Raw genomic sequence first — 906 nt, forward strand, 5'->3', positions numbered from 1 at the left:
GTCCTCCAAAAGCATTCGGATTTCCATTCTTGCAGACACCGCACCTTCTTTGCTTCCAACGCTGTGCTCTGCAGCTTCTATCAGGGTCTTCGCCCTCGCCTTTCCAACTGCTCTTAACTTCGCATCACGCCAGATTTGGTTCACTCCATCGATACCTAACGTCAGGATATCTTCAGGAAGTGGTGCTGCTTTAAGGATTAGCATTCCGCTCTTGGCATCCGGCTTTCCGTATACCGTCTTATATTCAGGAAAATATATATTGAACCAACGACTGATCCTGTTTTGAATTCTTGTAAGTTCCGCCTGTAACTGGAATCTTATGTTTGTTGCTGTTCTAAGATCAGCATAAACACCCTCCGGCAGATATGGGATCATGTAACGTCCCTCTCTAACTAATCCGGCTATAACTTTCGGATCCTTACGGTCATTTTTAGTAGGATTATTGTCGTCGAGTTCTTTTGTTTTTTTCACATGGTGAGGATTTACAAGAACCGGTTTCATTTCATTATCCTGTAGAAACTTTCCAAGATTGAACCAGTAATGCCCGGTCGGTTCCATACCCGGAACCACCTTATCCTTCTCATGCCTTTCTTTGAGTTCCAGGATCCATTCCTTAAATGTCGCAAATCCGGCCTCTGTGTTACTAAACTTAAATGGCTTCTTCGAATACTCGATTCCTCTGTAATCAAAAGCTCTGGCATAGTGCGTTTCACTTCCGACATCAATTCCGAGTACCAAAGTTTTTTCTGTAATAGCTTCAATTTTTGCGTTCTGTGTGTTAGACTTCATTATAGATACCTCTCTGTATAATAAGATTTTTACTAACCTGCCAGTCAGTAGTCTTATTGTACTCTGAGGTATTTTCAATTTTCAACATCCACGCTTTTTATTATACAGGAAGCTCCT

General features: G+C 41.7%; 1 protein-coding gene. It reads right to left on the reverse strand.

Annotated elements, in window-relative coordinates; all coding sequences use genetic code 11:
* Positions 1-789 (reverse strand): IS110 family transposase (locus ACTQWB_RS18700; RefSeq protein WP_441502922.1); only part of this gene is annotated, 789 nt, incomplete at its 3' end.
* Between the last annotated feature and the right edge of the window lie 117 nt (positions 790-906).

The organism is Blautia sp. HCP3S3_H10_2 (assembly GCF_052122375.1).
Lineage (GTDB): Bacteria > Bacillota > Clostridia > Lachnospirales > Lachnospiraceae > Blautia_A.